A 15,245-nucleotide genomic window follows, 5' to 3' on the forward strand; every position below is an offset into this window, starting at 1 on the left:
TTGCTAGACTTAAATCTTAGTTATTGTTGAATATAAAATGAAAAACAAATGAAATTAGCAGGAAGATATTTATTATGGTGTGTCGTTTGTCTATGTATGTTGTCTTGTTCTACGCAGAAAGAAGAGGAAGAGATCCGTTTTGCTATTGTTTCGGATTTGCATGCTCCTGATTTGCCTGATGGAAAGGAACGTATGCAAGCGGTCGTAGAGGCAGCCAATAAGGAAGATGTAGACTTTTTGATTCAGTTAGGCGACTTTATTCGTTTGGATAGTGTCAGTATGCCTTTAAGAGAAGTTTGGAATGGATTTAAAGGAGAGACGTTTCATGTGTTAGGAAATCATGATTTGGATAAATATTCGAAGGAAGAATTTGTTGCTGGATTTAATATGCCGGGACGATATTATTCCTTTGATAAAGGAGATTTCCATTTCATTGTACTGGATGGGAATAACTTGTTTGACGGAGAAAAATATATCCCTTATAATAAAGCGAATTATTATGTGGATATGAAAATGAGGGAATTTATGGATCCGGAACAAATGGAATGGTTGAAGAAGGATTTGGCTGCGACCAACAAACGGTGTATTCTTTTTTCTCATCAGAGCATTGACCGGGCGATGGGGAATGGATATGATGTAAGAGATGTCTTGGAAGCTGAAAATAAAAGAGCTGGTTTTAAGAAAGTTGTTGCCGCATTTAGCGGGCATAATCATAGTAATTATGTAGATGAGATCAACGGAATTACTTATGTTCAGATCAATAGTGCCTCTTATGTTTGGGTGGGAGATGAAACTCAAACCGAGAAACGTTATCCGGAAGAGATTAATCAGAAATATTCGTTGCTGAAGTATTCGGTTACTTTTGATAAGCCTTTATACGGAATTGTTTCCTTGAGTCAGAAGGGAATGTCTATGAAGGGAACGAAAGGAAACTTCTTGCCTCCTACTCCCGCGGAAATAGGTTTGCCGAAGAAGTTGGGCAGTTTCCCATTGGTTTCATCTATTCAAGATTTCAGCATTCAATTTGATCCAGAGAAATGAGACATAAAGAGTTTTTTCTAAGTATTCTGATGCTCGTCAGTGTTGGAATAACACAGATTCAGGCCATCAGTTCTGTTTTTCAGATTCTTCCTAAACCTCAGCATATAGAGGAATTGAAAGGAAAAGGAATTTCCGGTACAGATTTACAGTTTATTGTTAATCAGTCGTCCGGGGAAATGCCGGTTTTGGGTCCTATCTTGAACACTTTGCCCCAGGCAGAGATGCAGGGAAAAGGAGTTTATCTGACGATTACGGATAAGGATGTCCCGGAATCGGAAGAAGGTTATGTCTTGTCGGTAAATGAAAAAGGAGTTGTTATTGCTGCTCGGAGTGAGGCTGGATTGTTTTATGGCTGTCAGACGCTGGAGCAAGTCTTGGAAGACAGCCGTGATTATAACTGTCCTATTCCGGCGATGAAGATAACAGACTTCCCTTCGATTGCTTATCGGGCCGTTCATTTGGATACTAAACATCATCTGGACCGTATGGAATATTATTATGCCATGATGGACAAGCTGGCCCGATATAAGATCAATGCGGTTATTTGGGAACTGGAAGATAAGCTGCGATATACGAGACGTCCGGAAATAGCTTCTCCCAATGCAATCAGTAAACAGGAGATGCAGGCTTTATGTCGTTATGCCAAAGAAAGAAATATCGATGTATCTCCGTTGGTACAAGGATTGGGACATGCCAGTTTTATCCTGAAACATCATTGGGAATTGAGAGAAAATCCGAAAAGCGATTGGGAACTGTGTCCTTCCAATCCGGAAACCTACGATTTGCTGTATGATTTGTATGCAGATGCTTTGGAAGCGATGCCTTATGGTAAGTATTTGCATATCGGCGGGGATGAGATTACTGCAATCGGGATAGACAAACGTTGTAAGGATACCGGGAAAACGGCTTTTGAGTTGCAAATGTATTGGTTGCAGAATGTATGTAATTATGCGAAGGAGAAAGGGCGTGTTCCAATATTCTGGGATGATATGCCATTGAAATATGCAGGCCTTTGGACTACGATTTTAAGTGATATGTCGGGTGAAGAACTGGATAAGGCCTGGAATACCAAAAAGTTGGATCAAGCGATCGAACTGTTCCCGAAAGATTGTATCTATATGCGTTGGAACTATGGAGACGCGACGAAGCCGGCACATATGAAGTTGCTGAACTGGTATAAGGAAAAAGGCTTGCAAGTAATGGCTGCTACTGCGGCTTCTTCGGGAGATTCTCCGTTTTTACCTCGTAATAATACGAAAGCCGGATTTATTCAAGGATTTAGTCGGTTGGTAGTTGAGAATCATTTGGCTGGAATCCTGGCAACAGCTTGGGACGATGGCTCTCCGCATTTGGAAACAGTCTGGCGAGGATACATCGCACAAGGAGAATTTGGCTGGAATCCTACAGGAAGGACTATTGATGAATTTATGGAAGCGCACGGCCAACGGGAGTTTGGTTTTAAGGCTGGTGAAAACAGGATGGACTTCTTGAAGGAACTGGAAGAGGCTTTCTTCTTTTTTGATGGAGCGTTGGTAGAAAGCGGACGCAGAAATCCGGCTTGGGGAACAACAACTTTTACTCTCATCGATTTGCCGGACCAAGAGAAACCGGGTGAGTGGGCGGAAAAGTATAAAGAAAAGATTATCCAGGCAGAAAAGGAATCTCTTCGTTTTGAGAAGATCCGGAAACAATTGACGGATGCCCGAAAGATGGCTCGCAGGAACCGCTATACATTAGAAGTTTATGAACAGAATAATTATTTACAGAATTATCCGGTTCGCCTGATCTTGGCTTTGCGGGATTATGATTTGGCAACTCATGAACAGCAGCGCGAAGAGGCCCAGATGAAACTGGCGGAAGTTTGTTCCTCTTTTTCGTCTATGCGAACTCGTCTGGAAGAGGTTTATTCCAAGACACGATTTATGGAGCAGCCTGCCGGTTATATAGAAGACATGAACCATCATAATCATTTATCGGCTAAGTCTCAGAATAGCGATTGGCTCTTTTTGTATGAATTACCTATGGTGGAAAAAGTACAAAAATGGCTTAATTCAAAGACAATAAAATGAGCAATGGAAGATAATCCTTCAGGTCTGTCCGTAATTGTTTTAGGGCTTGCTGGATACGATAGTCTACTGTTTTGCTGGAAACATGCAGCTGATCGGCAATTTCCTTATAGCTCATCTGTTGGAAGCGGTGCATGACGAATGCCTCCCGGTAACTGGGAGGCAACGCTTCTATGGCCTGTTTCATCACTTTCTGCAGTTCTTCCAGCTGATAATAATCGGTATCATGCAGCAGGTATTGCATTTGTTCGTAGAAAATAGTTTCAGCATTTGTCTGAACCTTTTGGTGTTCAATCTGATTCAGTGCTTTATGATAAACTGTTCGTAACAGGTATTGCCCCAGTGACTTGTTGATACAAATCTCTTCCCGGCTCTTCCATAACCAAAACAGGGTATCTTGCACAATTTCTTCGGCATCTTCCAGTGAGACAAAACGTGAACAATAGGCACATAGCATGGGGTAATATTTCTTGAACAGAAAAGAATAAGCCTTTCTGTCTCCGTGTTGCAGATCACGGATGATGTCTTCTTCGCAACTCCATTCCATATTTCCCCAAGTCTTATGCCCGCTTAAGAACAATTTTCACAAAGATACGTATCCGAAAGGAAAAATCAAATTCCCGATTTATTTTTTGATTTTCTGATTTTTATGAATGGTTTGCCTGAAGAAGGATTGAATAACAGAGAAAAGTTACTGCCCAGCTTTTCCCTAATACATTGAGAAACTCTTGTTTAGTCGGTGGATTTTCGTGTTTTTTCTATTACAATTTAGTTAATTTACCAATATGAATCAATTAATTCACTATTGTGATGTAATTAAATCATATTGGTGAATTGATTGCATCGCGATAGTGAATTAAATAATATGACGTATATTTTACGAGAATGATAAAGCTGGTCTATACGAATATATTATCCGTTTTGCAGAACATCTTCCTTTTCAGGAGCAGATGGTTCCGGAGTTGTATCCGGGGCAAACGGATTGAAATAATAAATTCCGTATGTATCCAGTAATTCCAGGAAATAAGGGAGTTTTTGCATGAACAAACTATAATCTTTCTTCTTCTCGATGGTCCAACCGGCTTCGGCCGTTGCAATCAAACGGGGGAAGGTCATGAAATCAAGTCGTTTGTTATCCGCTACGCGTTCTGTCCACAACGAGAATTGCAAACCTAGAATCTGATCTTCATAACCCAGCGTCAGGTTGGATACTTGCGACGGAAACCGGTAAACGTCTTCTATCGGGTTATAGCCGTTCCAGAAACGTCCGACTTTATGGCTTCCGTATTGGATGAAATCCCCATAGAAAGGCCGACGTGGCGTCATGATTACCCGATAACCGTTTTCCAAAGCCTTTACCAATTGATGCTTACGGTCGTGACGCCACCACATGACAATTAATTTATCGGGAGAAACATCCGCGTCGATGGCTTCGTCCCAGGCAATGATCGTTTTCCCTTTTGAAGCAACGATATCGGCAATACGGCGGATAAAGTAATGTTCCAAACCGGTTTCGTTGCCTAACTGTTTATCTTGGATGAATTGCTGTATTTCCGGATCCGTGAACCAACTTTGGTTACCGTAATGAACTTCATCTCCTCCTATATGGATGTAAGGAGAAGGAAACAAGGCAAAGAGTTCATCGAAGATCTGACTGATAAAGGTGTACGTCTCTTCTTTACAAGGATGGAACGTAAAGTGTGCCCAACGACCTTCTCCTCCACCCGATACTTCGGGATAAGCCCGGCAAACAGCAGTCGCATGACCCGGCATATCAAATTCCGGTACAACCATGATCTGACGTTCTGCTGCATAAGCTACAATCTCTTTGATATCTTCCTGTGTATAAAAAGCCGCCGGAGCCTTGGGATCATGCCAGTTTCCGATAGCCCCTTCTTGTGTCAGTTTTGGGAAACGTTTGATTTCAATGCGCCAACCGGGTTCGTCCGTCAGGTGCCAGTGAAATACGTTCAGGTGCAGCGATGCCATCAGATCCAGATATTGCTTCACCTTCTCCTTTCCAAAGAAATGCCGGCTTTCATCTAGCATAAATCCACGCCAGGCATAACGCGGGTGATTCTGAATCCGGCAACATTGCAGGCTTCCTTTTCCGAAACGGAGCATCTGTAAAAGGGCTTCTTTGGCATGAAACAAACCGGAAACCGTTGAGGCTTCAAGTAATACCTTTTCTGCTGTTACCGTCAGCTGGTAGGCTTCTTCGGATAATCCATTCTTTTCATCCAAAACGAATTGGATAGTTCCTCCTTCCGTTGCTGATAATGGAAGATGTTGTAATTCGGCTTTCAGACTTTCGACTAACTGAATGGCTTCATTTCCTGTTCCTGAAACATTTGCCAACCGGCCAATATTACAATTCCCTTTATCTTGTGAATAAGACGAAGGAGTTGGAAACAATACTCGTTGCCCATAAAAAGGAACAAGCGTAAAGAAACATAATAAGCAAGACAATAAATACTTCTTCATTTTAACTATGTTTTTAGGTATGTGACTGTATTAACAATTGTGGTTAAACTTACTTCTCTAACCAAACGATCATACCACTTCTACCCAAAATTTCACAATTGTTCAGGTTGGATAGCTTTCCTCCCCATTGAAGATTTCTGACTTCCGGTAAAGTGAACTTGGTTGGTTTGAATCCAAGAGCCTTTTCGTCAATCTGAATTTTGGCTGTTTGAGGCAGATCTGTCCAATTAGCGATAACGACCAGCGCTTTATCTCCATTGACAAATACTGTGGCTGGTAAATCTTTATTGTCTGTTTTAACAGGGCATTGTTCATCCCAGTATCCGTGGATGGAAGCATTCTTCATGTCAAACTGATCAAATAGATTCCAAAGTGGAACCGGATTTCCACTCCATGGTAAACGAGGTAACATACCATAGACTAATCCTCTGAACTGATTCCGGGCATCTAATGTCTCACTAAGCAAGCCAAAAGGAATACCCGACATTTCTACCAGCCAGAAATCTGCCGTATTGTTTGCCGGGAAACCTTCACCAATCCAAGTCCGATCTACGTAAGGAAGTAATTCTGTGTAAAGATGGAGAGAGTTGGCAAAGCCAGCCCATTTATTCATGTGATTCCAAGAGTGAATATCAATCAGTCGCTCTTTTCCGTCTGAATCAAGAATTCTGCGGGCACGTTGAATTGTTTTCCGATCCAAAGCACTATCGTCAATATAAACACCGTCGATACCTAAGTTCTTAACCATCCAGTCTAATCCGGCTAAATAGTAATTGTTCCAACGAGAATCAGGAGTCGTAATGACAGAAATGTCCATATCGCCAGCATATTTCCCTTCATTAAACGCATTATACCAGGCAGGAATAAAATGAGTGGTCAGGTTCTTATTTAACCATTCATTCGGTCCGTTCGGATGGATAAGCGTACGTGTATCTTTTCCCGGTCCGTCATGTATTACTTCACTTCCCAAGCTTCGTAAAGCCCATAACTCCGGAATCTTAACAGTCAGTTCTCGAGTTGTATAATATAAACGAACTCCCAGATTTTTCTGATGTGCTTTCTGAATAAAAGCTTTCAGATCAGATACTGCATCATCATGATACGGATAATTGATAAATGGATAAATATCCTTTTTATGATGGACATTAATCAAATTGGCTCCGTTTTTGAGCGCTTCATCGATATAATTGGCACTTAAATCGGAATTGGAATGGTAAAACCGGTTAGTCACCTGTTTTTTCCAATTAATGGGTTTGACAGGAGTTATCTGCATATCAAAGTTATAAGATAACTTCTCTCCTTTTTCCATCGAGCGTTCGCCACTATAAGCTACTAATTTGGTTGTTCCATGGGTGGTAGGATAGATATTAATTCCTCCCTTATTCTGATTACCCCATGATTCCGGAAGATTAAGTTTTCCAAGCGCATAGTAAATGTTGACAAGCGGACGAACAAAGTGATCATCCATGAATCGTAAATTCATTCCGGCATTGACATTTCCCATCCATATTTTATCCTGGTGCTTTTCTATGTCCCAATTCCAGGAAATTAAAGAATCCGGACGAAAACCTCCTTTATGTCCTAATCCCATCATATATTTAGAAGCATAGCTGGAATAAGGAACTTCCAGTCGGATATCCTTCACTGAAACATGTTGTTTAGCTTTTACTTGAATCGAAATATTGCTGATTCCATCAAATCCGAAATCGCCGTTACAACTAACTTGAAAACGGGAGTTGGACTGTTCGGAACTCCAAGTAATATTCGTTTGGTTTTGTTTCAGAATGCGAACTTTCCCTCCTTTAAGAATCTCCTCTCCTTGATCTGTCTCAATGATGAATTTCATCTCTTCTGCCAATATTTCATTCGTAGCGTCCGACAAATTATTATTGGCATCATAGCAAGTAGTGATAGAAGATGGCAAACCAGTAGCGGTTAGATGGATCTTTCCACCAAGCCAGGTTAAGACTTTATCTTTTACCGTTACGGGCGTATAAGGAGCTGTTGGCTTATCGTCATTTCCGATCGTTGCATTCAGCCAGCGAAGTCGGGTTTTTCTCCACCCTTCATCATCTCCATGATTGGCAATGGCTTCTCCACTGACACGTAATTCGACGGAAACACAAGCCTTCTTCTCATCGTTTACATGAATCCATACATTCCCTTTGTAAACACCACTAGCATGAGTTGGAATATCCATACCGATCCAAAGAGGTTGCACATCACCTTTTTCTACTTGGACTGGAAATTGAATCGGTTTACCATATTTATCAATTCCATTCGTATTGAAACAAGTCAAGGCGGAAGCTTTAATTTTATCTCCACGTTCGTTCTTCAAATCAGAAAAAGAAACCGATATATGCTCCAGTTTATTATACGGGGCATACACTCCGATTTGCCAGGTATAAAATTCACCAGGCAAAGCCTTCCCTTTAAACAAGGAACGTTCTTGTTCTGTCCGTTCGATCCAGTGAAGAGGAATTTGATCTTTCAGCCGGATATCATGTTCTCGATCTTCCGTAAAGCAAAAGAAACCGGCATCAGGTCGTTTCTGGATCAAAGCCTCTACCTGCTGCTCAGATGCCACCTTTCTCATGATGGACTGATCTTCCTGAACAATTCCCGTACGTTGCAAATCATGGAATGCATTCGTAACTTCTTCTTGTCCACCAACGTTCATACTCAATAATGCGGACAAAATCAAAAAGGTAAATTTCTTAGTATACATAAAAGTGCTTTTATAATTTATCGTGTTCTTCGCTCGAATTAACTGCTGTAAAAATAGGTGATAAAATTAGCTATTTTATTAGTAATTCTGAGTGTTTTTGTATGATCTTATTTCTCAAATCGGCAATGTCAAGTTGGATTACTTATAATTCAAAGTATTGTTGGAAATTCATTTACTTATAGTAAATTCAAAGAAAACTCATATTTTTCTAACGAATGTTTCTTATTTATATCTTATTTATTAATTGATTCACTAATGTGAATTAATTAATTCACAAATATGATTTGATTAATTTACCAATATGAATTGATTGCATCACATTGGTGAATCAAATAATATACAACTGTTTTTTCATGAGTTTTACACGAGATTTACATTAATTTACATCTGTTTTTCAATAGATTAGATTCTTGTATATTTATTTGCAAATCATAAGTGTATAGGCTTATTTTTGTCTCAAAACAAAAAATAAGCGAATATGAAAACACAGAAAATGAATGTAAGAAACTATTGGAATCAGTGGTCTGCATGGATCAGAAAAATATGTTTTGGTGAGATGGATAAAGCGGTAAAACAGAAGCCCCCTCTGTTGTCTGGTCGAAATGAAAATCCGGATGAAGTATTATTCTCATTGGAAACTTTTCTGACTGAAAATTATGAGTTCCGTTATAATCAGTTGAAAGACTGTACTGAATTTCGCAAACGGAATACGCACGATGATTTTATCCGTATCGACCAACGGGGAATGAATACATTGTGCCTGGAAGCCAAGAAACAAGGGATCAACTGTTGGGACCGGGATGTCAGCCGTTTTGTCTATTCCTTTCAAATTCCCTCCTATCTCTCATTGATTACGCCCAGCTATATGCCCAACTGAAAACGCTGCTGGACCAAGGTGAACGATATTGGATGAACAAGGAAGAAGAAGCTGCCTGGAAAAAAGTCAACCAATCCTTTTATCGGATCTCTGCCGAAGAAGATGTCTTCAACCGCTACTATCACAAACCTCTTCCCGGGGAATCCGTCGAGACGTATTCCGCAGCAGAAATCTACCGCCGACTGAAACAGAAAAGTCCGGAGTCAATGCGCAACATATCCGTCCAACGTTTGGCACAAACCCTATCGGCCATCGGTATAGAACGCATCCATACCCGTTATGGCAATTTATATAGGGTAGTTTCACACCCTTCACAATAATTCATTGAATATTATCCATATAGAGGGATGTGTGAACCCCTGTTTGAAATTTAGGATATGGGGAAAAGGGAGGTTTTAGGAGATAATATATATCATTTCTGTTATATTGGGAGATTATATATACATTTTCGTTCACTTTATAATTATTCTTATAAGGACGATTGTTTGTAAACAAATAAACCTCTGTTCTTATACAAAACTATAAAAGAAACAGAGGCTTCTTATTTTAATCACACAATCTTTCATAATAAGGCAAACGATTCAGCGGAACATCGATTGTGATCGACTTTCCCCCTTTGTGAATCTTTCCCAAGTCATCCTTCCATCGTCCTTTCGGCAATCTGACAACCCGGCTGTTTCCTTTTTCTACCATCGGCGCCACCAGGTATTTGTCTCCCAGCATAAATTGATCCTTGCAGGTTTCAAAGCCCTGATCTGGGAATTCGTAGGCAAGATGCCGGACAATTGGTTCGCCGGTGGCAGCTGCATGACGGGCCTGCCGGATAATATAGGAAGCCATACGAACATGAAGGCGAGCCGCTTCGCGAACAATCGAAAGATTTTCCGGGTTCAATATCCGCCATGGAGCGACCGAGAATTGCATCATCGGCATCATGGCATGAATCTGCGCCGAGCGGATAATCAGTTCCTGATCGAAGCGGTTAGGATCAATGCCCAAGAACGAAGCAAACTGTCCGCCTCCGATCAGATCCGGACAGGCATACGCATACCCGTTCAAACCGGCAGCTATCATTTCCGGAATTAACAGACGAACCGCATCCCAGGAATAATCTTTATCGCCCAAACGCTGTACCAGCGGCTGACCGCCCATCTGCCAACAGGCACGATACTCGTTAAAAGGAAAATGCAACCCGATTTCCGCCCAAGCCCGGGTATGATCGACAGAAATGGCATCCGACTTCCAGGCTTTCAGTTCCGCATGGCTGTAGAAGCCATTGTCACCCGCATCAAATTTGAAGCCATCAATCTGATAAACGTCCTGCATCTTCTTCAACTGAGAGATAAAATAATCCCTTGCCTCCGGATTCGTCAGATCATAACAGGCACTATAACCGTTCCACCAATGGATCATCGCTGTTTCTCCATTCTGCCATCTCAAAAGGTATTTCTTCTTCTCCAGTTCGCGGAACTCCGGACTATCAGCAGAAACAAACGGACAAACCCACAGCATTACCTTAAAACCCATTGCATGCAACTCTTCCACCATGCTTTTAGGCGACGGGAAACGATCCGGCTTAAACTCGAAGTTTCCGTAATACTTCTGCCAGTTATCATCAATCATCACTACTCCACCCGGAAAATCCTGTTTGCTGATCTGCCGTGCATAATCCAACACATCCGCCTGGTTCTGATTATACATCAGTTCGATCCATGTATTGTATTGGGGCTTCGTAAAAAACAAAGTATCCGGTAACTGACCACTGGGGGCAAAGTGCTGACGACAAGCATCCAAATAAGCATCCCGCAAAGATCGGCCCGCCTCTTGTACCTTTACCTGTTCGTATTTGGAATCAATCCGGATACCCTGTTCCGTAACTGAAAACGTAAATGGATAATCGCTCCAGACATACCGTCCCTTACTAGAGACCAATAGCGGAACAACCTGGTTATTATTATTCTGAGAAGAAAGATCAAAAGATTCCATCGGCTGTATGTAAGGCATCTTTGAGCCTAAGGCCGTTACGCCACCCCACCAATACTCACCATCCAACGATTTGATCTCCGTCACTTGCTGAGCTCCTATGAAATGACTTATCAGCAACAAAAATATAACCACTTTACTTCTCATACGCAATTCATCTAAAATCAATACTATTTTGCGTACAAAGATACATTTTCTTCCTTAATCTATTTCCTCATCAGCCTCATAACCGCCCATTTCGCGCAATGCATTTTTCAGCATCACATATTATAGTATAAAAGATTCTCTTCAAAACAGAACTCTTTTCGTTACGATTCAACTATTTTTCCCCGGAGGGGGACGAATTATTACAGAAATATTTATTTAATCTTGTTGGTTGATCCATGGAATTAAACTACCTTTGCATAATTAAATGCTATATAAGTGTGATTTTTATACACAATTAAATAACTTAAATTATTATCTTATGTGGTTACTTAATTCTTCTATCGGGAGGAAACTGATAATGAGTATATCAGGTCTCTTCCTAATTCTGTTTTTATTGTTCCACCTGTCGATGAACGTAGCGGCAGTATTCTCAGGCGAAGCGTATAACACGATTTGCGGTTTGCTGGGAAGTAACTGGTATGCCATCGTAGGAACACTCGTTCTGGCTGCAGGTGTAGTAGTTCACTTCGTGTATGCAGTGATTTTGACATTGCAGAACCGAAAAGCTCGTGGTAACGACCGTTATGCACTGAATTCTCGTCCGAAAGGCGTTGAATGGGCATCACAGAACATGTTCGTACTGGGCTTGATCGTAATTCTGTTTATGATCCTTCACTTCACACAGTTTTGGTACAACATGATGTTTGCAGAATTAGCTGGTATTCATGGAGACATCCATCCTCAGGACGGTGCTGCATTCATCAACTTCTACTTCCAGGGTAATATTGTAAACACAGTATTATATCTGGTATGGTTTGCTGCATTATGGTTCCACCTGACTCACGGTTTCTGGTCAGCAATCCACACATTAGGCTGGAACAACACTGTATGGTTGAGCCGTTGGGAATGCATTTCTAAATGGGTAGCAACAATCATCTGCGGTTTGTTCGCGATTATTACTATTGTATTCTACCTGAATGGTGTAGGAGCGTAAATTTTGAGTTTATAGGTTTATAAGTTTATAAGTTTATGAGTTTGGAATCAAACATTCAAAACGAACAGGCTCAAAAACAAAATGACTTAAAAACTAAGAAACTAACAAACTTAAAAAACTAAAAACAATATGGCTGAAATAAATTCTAAAATCCCTCAAGGCCCGTTGGCTGACAAGTGGAAAAATTATAAAGATCACCAGAAATTGGTGAACCCCGCTAACAAGCGTCGTCTGGACATTATCGTAGTAGGTACAGGTTTGGCCGGTGCTTCTGCAGCAGCTTCTTTAGCAGAAATGGGATTCAATGTATTGAACTTCTGTATTCAGGACTCACCTCGTCGTGCTCACTCAATCGCAGCACAGGGTGGTATCAATGCTGCTAAGAACTATCAGAATGATGGTGACTCTGTTTACCGTTTGTTCTACGATACAATCAAAGGTGGTGACTATCGTGCTCGTGAAGCTAACGTATATCGTTTGGCTGAAGTATCAAATAACATCATCGACCAGTGTGTAGCTCAAGGTGTACCTTTCGCTCGTGAATACGGAGGTTTGTTGGATAACCGTTCATTCGGTGGTGCTCAGGTATCCCGTACGTTCTATGCCCGCGGTCAGACCGGTCAGCAGTTATTGTTAGGCGCTTATTCTGCATTGAGCCGTCAGATTGGTAAAGGTAAAGTAAAAATGTACACTCGCCACGAAATGTTGGACGTTGTTTTGGTTGACGGTCGCGCTCGTGGTATCATTACCCGTAACCTGATCACCGGTAAAATTGAACGTTATGCTGCTCACGCTGTTGTTGTTGCAACTGGAGGTTATGTAAATACATTCTTCTTGTCAACTAACGCGATGGCATCAAATGGTTCAGCTGCATGGCAGTGCTATAAGAAAGGTGCTTATTTTGCTAATCCTTGTATGGTTCAGATTCACCCGACTTGTATTCCTGTAAAAGGTGACTATCAGTCAAAATTGACATTGATGTCTGAATCATTACGTAATGATGGTCGTATCTGGGTTCCGAAGAAACTGGAAGACGCCAAAGCATTACAGGCAGGTACCAAGAAAGGTAAAGATATTCCGGAAGAAGACCGTGACTACTATTTGGAACGTCGTTATCCGGCATTCGGTAACTTGGTTCCGCGTGACGTTGCTTCACGTGCCGCTAAAGAACGTTGCGACGCAGGATATGGTGTAAACAACACTGGTTTAGCTGTATTCCTGGACTTCTCTGATGCTATCAACCGCTTAGGTAAGGAAGTTGTTAAGCAGAAATATGGTAACTTGTTCGATATGTACGAAGAAATTACCAACGATAATCCATATGAAACTCCGATGATGATTTACCCGGCATTGCACTATTCAATGGGTGGTCTGTGGGTTGACTATGAATTGCAGACTTCAATTCCGGGCTTATTCGCTATTGGTGAAGCTAACTTCTCTGACCACGGAGCAAACCGTTTGGGTGCTTCTGCGTTGATGCAAGGTTTGGCTGATGGTTATTTCGTATTGCCATACACCATCCAAAACTACTTGTCTGACCAGATTCAGGTTCCGCGTTTCAGCACAGATCTGCCGGAATTTGTTGAAGCAGAAAACGCAATCAAAGCTCGTATCCAAAAATTGATGAACATCAAGGGTAAAGAAACAGTTGATACTATCCACCGTAAGTTAGGTCACATCATGTGGGAACACATCGGTATGGCTCGTGACGAAAAAGGTTTGTTGGAAGCAATCAACATGTTGAAAGACCTGAAGAAAGAATTCTGGAGCAATGTATATATCCCGGGTTCAGGTGATGATCAGAATGTTGAATTGGAAAAAGCTTTACGTTTGGCTGACTTCATTGAAATCGGTACATTGATGGCTCACGATGCATTGAATCGTGCAGAATCTTGTGGTGGTCACTTCCGTACAGAACATCAGACTGAAGAAGGCGAAGCTTTGCGTCATGATGATAAGTTCATGTATGTTGCTTGCTGGGAATATCAAGGAGAAGATAAAGATCCGGTTATGCTGAAAGAAGATTTGAACTATGAATTCGTAGTTCCGCAAACACGTAATTACAAAAAATAATTAGAAAACACTATGGATAAAGATATAAAAGTAACGCTTAAAGTTTGGCGTCAAAGAGGTCCGAAGGAAAAAGGACAGTTCGAGACTTACCAAATAGATAAGATCAATCAGAGTGTCTCTTTCCTGGAAATGTTGGACATTTTGAACGAGCGTTTGATCAATGAAGGTAAAGAACCGATCGTGTTCGATCACGACTGTCGTGAAGGTATCTGCGGTATGTGCTCTCTGTATGTAAACGGTCATCCGCACGGACCGGCAACAGGTGCTACTACTTGCCAGTTGTACATGCGTCGTTTCCACGATGGCGAAACAATCACTATCGAACCGTGGCGTTCAGCTGGTTTCCCGGTTATCCGCGACTTGATGGTTGACCGTACTGCCTATGATAAAATCATGCAGGCCGGAGGTTTCGTATCAGTTAATACAGGTGGTGTTCCTGATGCTAATGCAATTCCTATTCCTAAGAAAGATGCAGATTTAGCTATGGATGCAGCAGCTTGTATCGGTTGTGGTGCTTGTGCAGCAGCTTGTAAGAATGGTTCAGCTATGTTGTTCGTTTCAGCCAAAGTCAGCCAGTTGGCATTATTGCCTCAGGGTCGTGTTGAAGCAGCTCGCCGTGCAAAAGCTATGGTTGCCAAAATGGATGAACTGGGCTTCGGTAACTGTACAAACACGCGTGCTTGCGAAATGGAATGTCCGAAGAACATCTCTGTTAGCAACATCGCTCGTTTGAACCGTGAGTTCTTGAAGGCTAAATTGAAAGACTAATCACATAAGAACTTTTAATAACTTCATCGAAGCGACTTGTCCAATTGGGCAGGTCGCTTTTTTATGTTGCAAAACAGCCGTGCC

At 41.4% G+C, this 15,245-nt stretch carries 11 protein-coding genes; 7 read left to right on the plus strand and 4 right to left on the minus strand.

Features of this window, described 5'->3' with window-relative positions; translation table 11 throughout:
* The first annotated feature begins 48 nt into the window (after positions 1 to 48).
* Together MUN53_RS00720 and MUN53_RS00725 are read left to right on the plus strand one after the other, a co-directional pair.
* Complete coding sequence (locus MUN53_RS00720; protein ID WP_022454773.1) at positions 49 to 1,041, plus strand: metallophosphoesterase family protein; 993 nt, start codon at positions 49 to 51, stop codon at positions 1,039 to 1,041.
* Positions 1,038 to 3,110: a family 20 glycosylhydrolase gene (locus MUN53_RS00725; RefSeq protein WP_394803017.1), complete on the plus strand. Its 2,073-nt coding sequence runs from the start codon at positions 1,038 to 1,040 to the stop codon at positions 3,108 to 3,110. The genes MUN53_RS00720 and MUN53_RS00725 overlap by 4 nt, the downstream gene beginning before the upstream one ends.
* Here the strand turns inward: MUN53_RS00725 and MUN53_RS00730 are convergent.
* The 3 genes from MUN53_RS00730 to MUN53_RS00740 form a co-directional block, all read right to left on the minus strand.
* On the minus strand, positions 3,088 to 3,654 hold the full coding sequence (locus MUN53_RS00730; RefSeq protein WP_022454771.1) for an RNA polymerase sigma-70 factor: 567 nt from the start codon (positions 3,652 to 3,654) through the stop codon (positions 3,088 to 3,090). The genes MUN53_RS00725 and MUN53_RS00730 overlap by 23 nt on opposite strands.
* A gap of 365 nt (positions 3,655 to 4,019) precedes the next feature.
* Entirely contained in the window at positions 4,020 to 5,591 is a 1,572-nt protein-coding gene (locus MUN53_RS00735) for a beta-N-acetylhexosaminidase (protein WP_243322977.1), read from the minus strand.
* A gap of 49 nt (positions 5,592 to 5,640) precedes the next feature.
* Entirely contained in the window at positions 5,641 to 8,271 is a 2,631-nt protein-coding gene (locus MUN53_RS00740) for a glycoside hydrolase domain-containing protein (protein WP_243322979.1), read from the minus strand.
* Positions 8,272 to 8,797: 526 nt separating this feature from the next.
* Here MUN53_RS00740 and MUN53_RS00745 point away from each other — a divergent pair.
* Both MUN53_RS00745 and MUN53_RS00750 read left to right on the plus strand, forming a co-directional pair.
* Positions 8,798 to 9,196 carry a hypothetical protein gene (locus MUN53_RS00745; protein ID WP_243322981.1) on the plus strand — a complete coding sequence of 133 codons (399 nt, stop codon included), beginning with the start codon at positions 8,798 to 8,800 and terminating at the stop codon, positions 9,194 to 9,196.
* 32 nt (positions 9,197 to 9,228) lie between these two features.
* The gene (locus MUN53_RS00750) at positions 9,229 to 9,516 is read left to right on the plus strand and encodes a DUF3874 domain-containing protein (RefSeq protein WP_243322983.1); all 288 of its coding nucleotides are present in this window, start codon (positions 9,229 to 9,231) and stop codon (positions 9,514 to 9,516) included.
* Positions 9,517 to 9,742: 226 nt separating this feature from the next.
* On the opposite strand, the gene MUN53_RS00755 is transcribed toward MUN53_RS00750, so the two are convergent.
* A complete protein-coding gene (locus tag MUN53_RS00755) occupies positions 9,743 to 11,326 on the minus strand; it encodes a glycoside hydrolase family 31 protein (RefSeq protein ID WP_243322986.1) in 1,584 nt (527 codons plus the stop codon).
* 319 nt (positions 11,327 to 11,645) lie between these two features.
* Between MUN53_RS00755 and MUN53_RS00760 the strand changes: the two genes are divergently transcribed.
* The 3 genes from MUN53_RS00760 (at position 11,646) to MUN53_RS00770 (ending at position 15,161) form a co-directional block, all read left to right on the plus strand.
* Positions 11,646 to 12,320, plus strand: a complete 675-nt coding sequence (locus tag MUN53_RS00760) for a hypothetical protein (protein ID WP_022454681.1) — start codon at positions 11,646 to 11,648, stop codon at positions 12,318 to 12,320.
* Positions 12,321 to 12,449: 129 nt separating this feature from the next.
* Positions 12,450 to 14,393: a fumarate reductase/succinate dehydrogenase flavoprotein subunit gene (locus MUN53_RS00765; protein ID WP_022454682.1), complete on the plus strand. Its 1,944-nt coding sequence runs from the start codon at positions 12,450 to 12,452 to the stop codon at positions 14,391 to 14,393.
* Between the two features lie 12 nt (positions 14,394 to 14,405).
* The gene (locus tag MUN53_RS00770; RefSeq protein WP_022454684.1) at positions 14,406 to 15,161 is read left to right on the plus strand and encodes a succinate dehydrogenase/fumarate reductase iron-sulfur subunit; all 756 of its coding nucleotides are present in this window, start codon (positions 14,406 to 14,408) and stop codon (positions 15,159 to 15,161) included.
* Positions 15,162 to 15,245 lie beyond the last annotated feature (84 nt).

Source organism: Parabacteroides faecalis, assembly GCF_022809355.1.
Classification (GTDB): Bacteria; Bacteroidota; Bacteroidia; order Bacteroidales; family Tannerellaceae; genus Parabacteroides; species Parabacteroides faecalis.

Bases quoted from the DNA above. Each gene is read 5' to 3' on its own strand.
- MUN53_RS00760 (WP_022454681.1), top strand. From the start codon at position 11,646: ATGTGGTTACTTAATTCTTCTATCGGGAGGAAACTGATAATGAGTATA.
- MUN53_RS00755 (WP_243322986.1), bottom strand. From the start codon at position 11,326: ATGAGAAGTAAAGTGGTTATATTTTTGTTGCTGATAAGTCATTTCATA.
- MUN53_RS00740 (WP_243322979.1), bottom strand. From the start codon at position 8,271: ATGAACGTTGGTGGACAAGAAGAAGTTACGAATGCATTCCATGATTTG.
- MUN53_RS00725 (WP_394803017.1), top strand. From the start codon at position 1,038: ATGAGACATAAAGAGTTTTTTCTAAGTATTCTGATGCTCGTCAGTGTT.
- MUN53_RS00745 (WP_243322981.1), top strand. From the start codon at position 8,798: ATGAAAACACAGAAAATGAATGTAAGAAACTATTGGAATCAGTGGTCT.
- MUN53_RS00765 (WP_022454682.1), top strand. From the start codon at position 12,450: ATGGCTGAAATAAATTCTAAAATCCCTCAAGGCCCGTTGGCTGACAAG.
- MUN53_RS00735 (WP_243322977.1), bottom strand. From the start codon at position 5,591: ATGAAGAAGTATTTATTGTCTTGCTTATTATGTTTCTTTACGCTTGTT.
- MUN53_RS00730 (WP_022454771.1), bottom strand. From the start codon at position 3,654: ATGGAATGGAGTTGCGAAGAAGACATCATCCGTGATCTGCAACACGGA.
- MUN53_RS00720 (WP_022454773.1), top strand. From the start codon at position 49: ATGAAATTAGCAGGAAGATATTTATTATGGTGTGTCGTTTGTCTATGT.
- MUN53_RS00750 (WP_243322983.1), top strand. From the start codon at position 9,229: ATGAACAAGGAAGAAGAAGCTGCCTGGAAAAAAGTCAACCAATCCTTT.
- MUN53_RS00770 (WP_022454684.1), top strand. From the start codon at position 14,406: ATGGATAAAGATATAAAAGTAACGCTTAAAGTTTGGCGTCAAAGAGGT.